Annotated in this window: 10 protein-coding genes; 7 read left to right on the forward strand and 3 right to left on the reverse strand. The window is 66.5% G+C overall.

What is annotated here, in order from left to right:
* The first annotated feature begins 369 nt into the window (after positions 1 to 369).
* The 5 genes from dnaB to CQ047_RS15875 all read left to right on the forward strand — a co-directional run bounded on the left by dnaB (position 370) and on the right by CQ047_RS15875 (position 3,986).
* A complete protein-coding gene (gene dnaB, locus CQ047_RS15855) occupies positions 370 to 1,743 on the forward strand; it encodes a replicative DNA helicase (protein ID WP_105676779.1) in 1,374 nt (457 codons plus the stop codon).
* Positions 1,744 to 1,757: 14 nt separating this feature from the next.
* Complete coding sequence (locus CQ047_RS15860) at positions 1,758 to 2,108, forward strand: hypothetical protein (RefSeq protein WP_105676780.1); 351 nt, start codon at positions 1,758 to 1,760, stop codon at positions 2,106 to 2,108.
* 118 nt (positions 2,109 to 2,226) lie between these two features.
* Positions 2,227 to 2,709 carry a hypothetical protein gene (locus CQ047_RS15865; protein WP_105676781.1) on the forward strand — a complete coding sequence of 161 codons (483 nt, stop codon included), beginning with the start codon at positions 2,227 to 2,229 and terminating at the stop codon, positions 2,707 to 2,709.
* A gap of 140 nt (positions 2,710 to 2,849) precedes the next feature.
* Positions 2,850 to 3,329: a hypothetical protein gene (locus tag CQ047_RS15870; protein ID WP_146114363.1), complete on the forward strand. Its 480-nt coding sequence runs from the start codon at positions 2,850 to 2,852 to the stop codon at positions 3,327 to 3,329.
* A 120-nt stretch (positions 3,330 to 3,449) separates the two neighbouring features.
* Positions 3,450 to 3,986, forward strand: a complete 537-nt coding sequence (locus CQ047_RS15875; RefSeq protein ID WP_105676784.1) for a putative immunity protein — start codon at positions 3,450 to 3,452, stop codon at positions 3,984 to 3,986.
* Between the two features lie 146 nt (positions 3,987 to 4,132).
* Here the strand turns inward: CQ047_RS15875 and CQ047_RS15880 are convergent, their stop codons facing one another.
* Together CQ047_RS15880 and CQ047_RS15885 are read right to left on the reverse strand one after the other, a co-directional pair.
* Positions 4,133 to 4,780 (reverse strand): GntR family transcriptional regulator, encoded by a 648-nt coding sequence (locus CQ047_RS15880; RefSeq protein WP_105676785.1) that lies wholly within the window; start codon positions 4,778 to 4,780, stop codon positions 4,133 to 4,135.
* Positions 4,781 to 4,913: 133 nt separating this feature from the next.
* Entirely contained in the window at positions 4,914 to 5,963 is a 1,050-nt protein-coding gene (locus CQ047_RS15885) for an SDR family oxidoreductase (protein WP_105676786.1), read from the reverse strand.
* Positions 5,964 to 6,046: 83 nt separating this feature from the next.
* Between CQ047_RS15885 and CQ047_RS15890 the strand changes: the two genes are divergently transcribed.
* Positions 6,047 to 6,364, forward strand: a complete 318-nt coding sequence (locus CQ047_RS15890; protein ID WP_105676788.1) for a helix-turn-helix transcriptional regulator — start codon at positions 6,047 to 6,049, stop codon at positions 6,362 to 6,364.
* Positions 6,365 to 6,452: 88 nt separating this feature from the next.
* Positions 6,453 to 6,911, forward strand: coding sequence for a hypothetical protein (locus tag CQ047_RS15895; protein ID WP_105676789.1), 459 nt, complete (start codon positions 6,453 to 6,455; stop codon positions 6,909 to 6,911).
* A 13-nt stretch (positions 6,912 to 6,924) separates the two neighbouring features.
* On the opposite strand, the gene CQ047_RS15900 is transcribed toward CQ047_RS15895, so the two are convergent.
* Positions 6,925 to 7,547: RNA polymerase sigma factor (locus tag CQ047_RS15900; RefSeq protein WP_146114364.1), on the reverse strand; the 623-nt coding region annotated here is incomplete at its 5' end.

The following is a 7,547-nucleotide window of genomic DNA, read 5'->3' on the forward strand; positions in this document are numbered from 1 at the left end:
AGGTTCTGCACATGTGAAGCTCTGTGACCACAACCTTCAATCCCCGCTTGAACCCGATTCTCATCCACAGGGTGGGGAAACTGGGAATCCCAGGTCAAGGTCAAAAACTAGAGAGGGAATCTCGGTACTCCACCGGGTTATCCACATGCGTTCTGCACAGACACTCCGAGTTTCTCCGCATCCTTTCCACATAGTTATCCACAGGCTGTGTTGCACCCTGTTTCGGGCGTGAATAGCGTGGACGAGCGACCCGATGTCAGAGGGTCCTGGTTTGCTGTGCACCTGGCCCCACGGAGCCGGATCACACGTGGCACCGCCTGTCGAGACGGAGCAGCCGCACGCACGTTTCGTCGCATCGAAGGGAGCACTGTGTCGATCGCCGACATCTCGGAGGAGCGCCTCGGCGGAGGGCGTCCGCACGAACGCACGCCCCCGCACGACCTCCTCGCCGAGCAGAGCGCGCTGGGCGGCATGCTGCTCTCGAAAGACGCCGTCGCCGATGTGATCGAGACGCTCAAGGGCGCCGACTTCTACGTGCCGAAGCACGAGCTGATCTTCGAGGCGATCCTCTCGCTGTACTCGCACGGCGAGCCGACCGACGTCGTCGCCGTCACCGACGAGCTCATCAAGACCGGTGAGCTCGGCCGCGCCGGCGGCGCTGACTACCTGCACACGCTCACCTCGATCGTGCCGACCGCGGCCAACGCCGGCTACTACGCCGGCATCGTCTCGGAGCGTGCGATCCTCCGCCGCCTCGTCGACGCGGGCACGCGCATCGTGCAGCTCGGCTACGCCGGAGAGGGCGATGCGACCGACATCGTCAACAATGCCCAGGCCGAGATCTACTCGATCACGGGTTCGGAGACGGCCGAAGACTATGTGCCGCTGCAGATCGCGGTCGACGCGGCGCTCGAGGAGATCGAGGCCGCGAGCGGTCGAGACGGATCGATGACCGGTGTGCCGACCGGGTTCAGGGAGCTCGACGAGCTCACGAACGGCCTGCACGGCGGCCAGATGATCGTCGTCGCGGCCCGACCCGCGATGGGTAAGTCGACGCTCGCGCTCGACTTCGCGCGCTCAGCATCCATCGGCCACAACCTGCCCTCCGTCTTCTTCTCCCTCGAGATGGGCAAGAGCGAGATCGCCATGCGTCTGCTCAGCGCCGAGGGGGCCATCCCGCTGCAGAATATGCGCAAGGGAAACCTCGACCCGCGCGACTGGACGACGGTCGCCGCGACCCGCGGTCGCATCAACGACGCGCCGCTCTACATCGACGACAGCCCCAACATGACCCTGGTCGAGATTCGAGCCAAGTGTCGTCGGCTCAAGCAGCGCGAGGGTCTGCGCATGGTCATCATCGACTACCTGCAGCTGATGACCTCGGGCAAGCGCGTCGAATCGCGCCAGCAGGAGGTCTCGGAGTTCTCCCGAAGCCTCAAGCTCATCGCCAAGGAGCTCCAGGTTCCCGTCATCGCCCTGTCGCAACTGAACCGTGGTCCCGAGCAGCGGCAGGACAAGAAGCCCGCCATCAGCGACCTGCGCGAGTCGGGATCGATCGAGCAGGATGCCGACATGGTGATCCTGCTGCACCGCGACTCCGTCTACGACAAGGACGTGCGCCCCGGCGAGGCCGACCTCATCGTCGCCAAGCACCGCAACGGCCCGACCGCGACGATCACCGTCGCCTTCCAGGGCCACTACTCGCGATTCGCCGACATGGCCCCCGGCGGGGACTTCAACTAGGAGATCGACGACCTATGGATCTCGCCGTCTGGGTCGTGCTCTTCGTCGTCGCCGCTGCGGCGCTGTTCGCCGTCGGGACGGTGGCGGCGCGACGAAACGAGCTCATCAGCACGGTGGCGATGCGGTGGACTCTCGGGTTCCTCATCGCCGGACCCGTTTCGGCCACCGTGGTCATCATGATCGGACTGGCCGTGGAGCAGAACGGATCGACGGTCGCCTTCGGCTTCGCCAGCCTCGGCGCTGCCGTCTCCTCGATCGTGGTGTGCGGGATCGCATCGGCGGTCATCATGCTCGTCGGACTCATCACTCAGAACGCCCGGCGACGTCGCGCGAGAAGGTCCCCTTTCAGCCTTCCGAATCGATGACTCGGGAGTGCGGACTGTGCCGGTGAGTCGGGTCGCATGCTGAGCACCTCACGCCTAGGGCGTGTCTGACGATTGGATCGGTTGGTGCGCTGAGGCCGCGCTCAGCTACTGTGCTGCCATGAGCGATGCCGTGCTTCTGCATGTCGATGACGACGGATTCTTCTGCCTCGTCGCGCCCGATACGTATCGCGGCTTCGTCGATGAGGATTGGCAGCTTGAGCAGCTCCTGACCCACTTCGTCGGGCAGATGCGCGAGGGCTCCCTGTTCGTCGCCTATCCCGGCCCGGACGATGCTGACGAGGCGGTGAAGGTGGCCGACGATCGCCGTGACGCTCCGGTGTTGCGTGAAGCGGTGAGCACTGTCGATGTTGGAGCTGGCGGACTGTGGCTCACGGACTACACGCAGCTGACGATGGCCGCTCAGTTCGACGACGAAGGGCCGATAGCCTCGGGTGCGATCCGGCTTCCCGTGCAAGAAGGCACGCAACAAGTCATCCTCAGGCAGTTTGCTGACAGCCCGGGATACGTCCTCACCATCAGCCCGGTTGCGGACGACAACCACGAGCCGCTGAGCGCAGTTCCTTGGTTCTCTCTGGATTGAGCCAGCTACATGCCGTGTCCAGACGATGACCGAGGTCAACGCTGGAGACAGGCCGCGACAAGTGTCGGTTGGTTACGGTGGATATCGGGGCTTGGACCGCGGCTTCCGCGAGATGCTCCGACGAACTGATGGAGGTCATCGTGCCTGAGCCCACCGAACAGACCCGGACCACATCGATTCGGCGCCGTCGCCGGATCATCGGCGTATCGGTTGGTGCTGCGGTGCTCTTGGTCCTCCTCTTGGGCTGGCTCAGACTGACTCTCGGGCCGCCGCCCGGGTACTCCACCAACGTGTCGATCGCCCTGCGATACGTCGCGGACGACGGCCGTACCTACTCCTGCACGTACGACTACAGCACGCCTGACGACATCCCCATGCCCGCATCCGTCGCCCGGCAGATGAACGAGAAGGACTGGTCAGAGACCGGCCAACTCATGTACGAGTGGACCAGGGCCCATCCCACTGATTCCGCACAGCGTGAACTCGCGCCCGATGACCCTCGCGCGGATCCAGTGGCGTCATGGTCGGCCGCCATGGACACATTCATCGTGTTCCCTCCCTTGCCAGTGCTCAGATCCGAAGCGCGCGACGGCAGCAACTGCGAAGAAGGACTGCGGTAAGCCGTCCCTTCGGATCTCGTGCGTGGAAGCGTTCTGGAGAGCGACGTTCGGCGTGTCAGAGGAGCTCGCCGTCCTTCGCTCCACCCGCTCATCTGCCGCATCCGGTGCGAACATGGGAGCGTGCTCTCACCACAATCGCTCAGCGAGACCGACCGGCGGCTGGTTGCGGCGTGGGCCGCGGACTGCGCAGAGCGGGTTCTCTCCTCCTTCGAGAACGAAGCGCCGGGGGATGATCGCCCTCGCGATGCGATCGCGAGAGCGCGAGCGTACGCGCGAGGAGAGCTCGACTCTGCGGGCGAGATCCGCCGCCGCTTCGTTGCGGGTCGTGCGGCGGCGTCGGCGTCGGCACCCGGAGCGGTCGCCGCCGCGCGTGCAGCGGCACAGGCCTCGGGCGTTGCCCACATGGGCGCTCACGCGCTGGGGGCGGCCGCGTACGCGGTGAAGGCGGTGAGCATCGACCGCCCCGATGGCGTCGCCGCGGAGATCGACTGGCAGGTGGCGCACATGAGCGCCGACGTTCGAGCGGCACTGCTCCTCCTGCCACCGGTCGGTGAGGACTCCGCCGGTCCCCTGGTCGCCGGGGGGCTCTTGGCCCGAGGCATCCTCGGGACGACGATCCGAGCGCTGCAAGACCGGATCGCCGCGGGCCCGCCCTGAGGCGAAGCGTCTGATTGGTATACGCGAGCAGACGAGGAAGGCTGGGGACGCCGACGCGGAAGATCGGGGGTCCCCGTGTCGGCTGAGTGGGTGTCGTCTCGTTGCCTGGGGCGACGTCGCGAGTCGAACGGTCGGCACCCACCGCCCTACGGGTTGACCTGCAGAATCGCGTGCTGCTCTCTCACGAGCGACTCCGCGGTGTCGGTGCGCCGGCTGAGGATCGCCTCCCTGAGCGAGGCGCAGTTGGCGCGCAGCAGCGGCACGGCCGAGGCGTCGATCCTGGTCCGCTGAAGGTTCCTGCGGAGCGCGAATGACGTCTCGCGCATCATCGCGTGCTGCAGCGGGTTGTCGGCCTTCAGCGAGAGGAACGAATAGAGCTCTTCACGGGCCCCGGAGGACGCGATCGGATCGGGGAGGGCGGGCGGCAGACGGTCGACCAGTGCCGCGGCGAGGAGCAGGTCGTCGGCGCTCATCCGATCCACGGCGATGCGGGTCACGAGACCGGCCTGGAGTCCTGCGAACAGCAGCGACTGCTCCACGAGATCGTCGGTCACCTCGGTGACCCTGGTGAAGCGGCCCGCAGACATCTCGACCATCCCGATCCGCTCCAGGCGCTGCAGAGCCTCACGCACGGGCACGCGCGAGACGTACATGCGCGCGGCGAGTTCCATGTCGCGCAGTCGGGTGCCGGCCGCGAGCTCGCCGCTGATGATCTCCTCGGCCAGAGTGACGAAGATCGTCTCCGCGAGCAGCGGCTTCGGCGGGGGGATGCGAGGACGGGACTGGCTGATCATGCGACTACTGACGCTCTCTCATGCGGGGGTGGACGGGGAGGGCCTGTGGAACAGTGTCTCCCAGTTCTCTGACCCCCATCGCGGCGGCGTGGACGGGCGATCGACGCAGGGGCACCCGCCGGCGACCGACCCCTCACGGGATGATGCGCCGATCGCGCAGGTCCTGGAAGATGCGCAGGAACATGGCCTCGGTCTCGACGTACTCGTGGAAACCGGCACGGCGTGACTTGGAGGTGTCGGCGATCACGTCGTAGTCCCAGCCGAAGACGAAGTCGCCGAACTGCCAGGACGACACGTCGCCGTACGGGGTGGGAAGCAACCCGTGGCGCTCGACCATCGAGTCCCAGAGGTCCGACTTGTCGGCCATGATCTCGCTCAGGCTCATCGGAAGAGGCGGCGCCGTGTCCAGGTCGAAGAACGCCGCGATCTTCGGCCACATGGTCGACCAGCGGTAGATGTCGCCGTTCGTGATGTTGTACGCCTGGTTCCGGCTCTCGGGGTTCGTGGCCGCCCACGTGGTCGCCTTGGCCAGAAGGTCGGCATCCGTCATCTCGATCAGGCTGGTGTACGCGCCGGGCTTGCCGGGGAACCGCAGAGGGACGCCGAGCTCCTTGCTGATCGAGGCGTAGACCGCGATCACCATCGCGAGGTTCATCGGGTTCCCGAGGCCCACTCCCGCGACGACCGAGGGGCGCAGCGCCGACCACGACCACGAGGCGCCCTCCTGTCGGCGCTCGAGGAACTGCTGCTGATCGACGTTGAACTCCGGCGGCATGTGGGGAGGGTCGTCTTCCTTGGCGGGGGTCGCGAAGGGCCCGAGATGAGCGCCGTAGACCTTGTAGCCCTGCATGAGGCTGATGTGCTCGAGTCGAGGGGCTGCGGGTTCGATGGCGTCGACGACGTTCGTCAGCATCGCGAGGTTGGGCGGGACGAGCCCGGCCCAGGTCGGGCGATCCTGATACGCGGCGTAGAACACGTGCGTGACATCGGTCAGCGTCGAGAGTTTCGAGACGGTGTCTTCGGGGTCGAGCAGGTCCACGGCGATGTGCTGCACCGCCCCGGCATCCGCACCTCCTCTTCGTGACAGACCGATGACCCGCCACCCTCCCTCGCGTTCCAGGTGCGAGATCAGGTTCCCTCCGATCACTCCCCGCGCACCCACAACCATCGCGACCCTGTCCATGACGCTCCCATCGTTAAATCGTATTTTTACGATCTATGTCTAGCATGCATCGGTAAATCGCGATACTGCAATATGCTTGGAGGGTGGATGACGGAGATGCGAGCGGCGAACTGATCGTGGCCTTCAAGGCGCTCGGGCATCCGACACGTCTGGCGATCCTCGGTTGGCTGAAGGACCCGGGTTCGTTCCCTCCGCAGGATCAACCCGCCGAAGACGTCGGCGTGTGCCTGAAGCACATCCAGGCGCGTGCGAACGTCTCCCAGTCGACGGCCTCGCAGTTCATGGCCACCCTGCAGCGCGCGAACCTCGTCACGTGCACCAGGGTCGGCCAGTGGTCGCACTATCGGCGCAACGAGGAGCAGATCGCCCGTCTCGGCGCACTCGTGGGCACCGCGGTCTGACTATCGGCCCGCATCCGAGCGGCCTGCTATCGTGCGGATGGCCGCTCGGCGAGAGACCGCGGTGCCGTGAGCCCTGAGGAGGACTTCCGTGAGCCCTGATCTGTTCCAGATCGTCCTGTGGGGAACGACCGGACTTCTGCTGGCGGGTCTGTGCACGTTCTGGTGGCGGCAGGACGTCCGCGAGCGCCGAGACGCAGAACTGGTGAAGCGCTGGCGGAAGGGCACGGTGTGGAGCGCCGACACCTCTGCCAGGGTCGTCCGCGTTGCTCGGGTGGAGCCCGGGCGCGCGTGGCTCGACGGAGATCATGAGATCGAAGTGATCCTGCCCGATCACGTGACGGACCTCGACGCCGGGTGGTATCTCCACGTCACGGGATGGGTCCCCGCGGCGCGCGCGGTATCGAAGGGCGAATCGGTCACCCTCGATGCAGACCACGTGCTCGACGCGTTCCCTCCCCACACTCCCGCGCTCGACGACAAGCTGGCGGGCAGAGGAGAGCGCAGGCCGAGATTCTTCAGCCGGCTGCTCGGATTGCGCGGGATGTAGGCGGCATCCGCGCTCAGGCGCAGATGGCGTGCCGTGCCGCAATGGCGGATTCGCGCTCCTCCAGAAGACGGCGGAAGTTCGCCTTGGCGCGCTGCGCGAGCGACGAGATCGCGGATGCCGGTCGGTCGAGCCGCACTTCGAGATCTCTCGGCTTCGCCCCCTCGATGTGCATGGCGGTCAGGACGATGCGCTGATCGTCGGGAAGCAGGCTCAGGATCTCGTGGACGGCCGCGACGTCGCGCTCCAGATCGATCTCGGTCAGGCGGGGGTCGTTGTCGGCGGCACGCTCCCACGACGAATCCAGGTTCCAGGTGCGCGAGCGGGGGGAGCGGAGCTCATCCGTCACGCGGTTCCGCATCGCACGTGCGAGATAGGCGGCCAGATGGGTGCGCGGGCCGGTGCCGCGAACCCAGAGCGCCAGCACGGAGACGATGGCTTCCGACAGGAGGTCGTCGGCATCCATCACGTTCCCGGCGATGCGGCGCGCCATGGCGGTGAGCATCCGCAGGTTCTGGGCGAAGTACTCGCCGGCGGCGGCGCGATCTCCGTCGGCGGCCGCCGCGATGAGCGCGGCGTTGGCGTCGGTTTCGGCGGACAGGGTGGGCGCGGGCAGCGTCAGGGCGACGAGAGTCGACG

Origin of the sequence: Microbacterium sp. MYb72, assembly GCF_002979415.1 — a bacterium.
Classification (GTDB): Bacteria; Actinomycetota; Actinomycetes; order Actinomycetales; family Microbacteriaceae; genus Microbacterium; species Microbacterium natoriense.

Coding starts and splice junctions, on each gene's coding strand:
- CQ047_RS15865 (WP_105676781.1), top strand. CDS start 2,227: ATGAGCGATGCCGTGCTTCTGCATGTCGATGACGACGGATTCTTCTGC.
- CQ047_RS15860 (WP_105676780.1), top strand. CDS start 1,758: ATGGATCTCGCCGTCTGGGTCGTGCTCTTCGTCGTCGCCGCTGCGGCG.
- CQ047_RS15880 (WP_105676785.1), bottom strand. CDS start 4,780: ATGATCAGCCAGTCCCGTCCTCGCATCCCCCCGCCGAAGCCGCTGCTC.
- CQ047_RS15885 (WP_105676786.1), bottom strand. CDS start 5,963: ATGGACAGGGTCGCGATGGTTGTGGGTGCGCGGGGAGTGATCGGAGGG.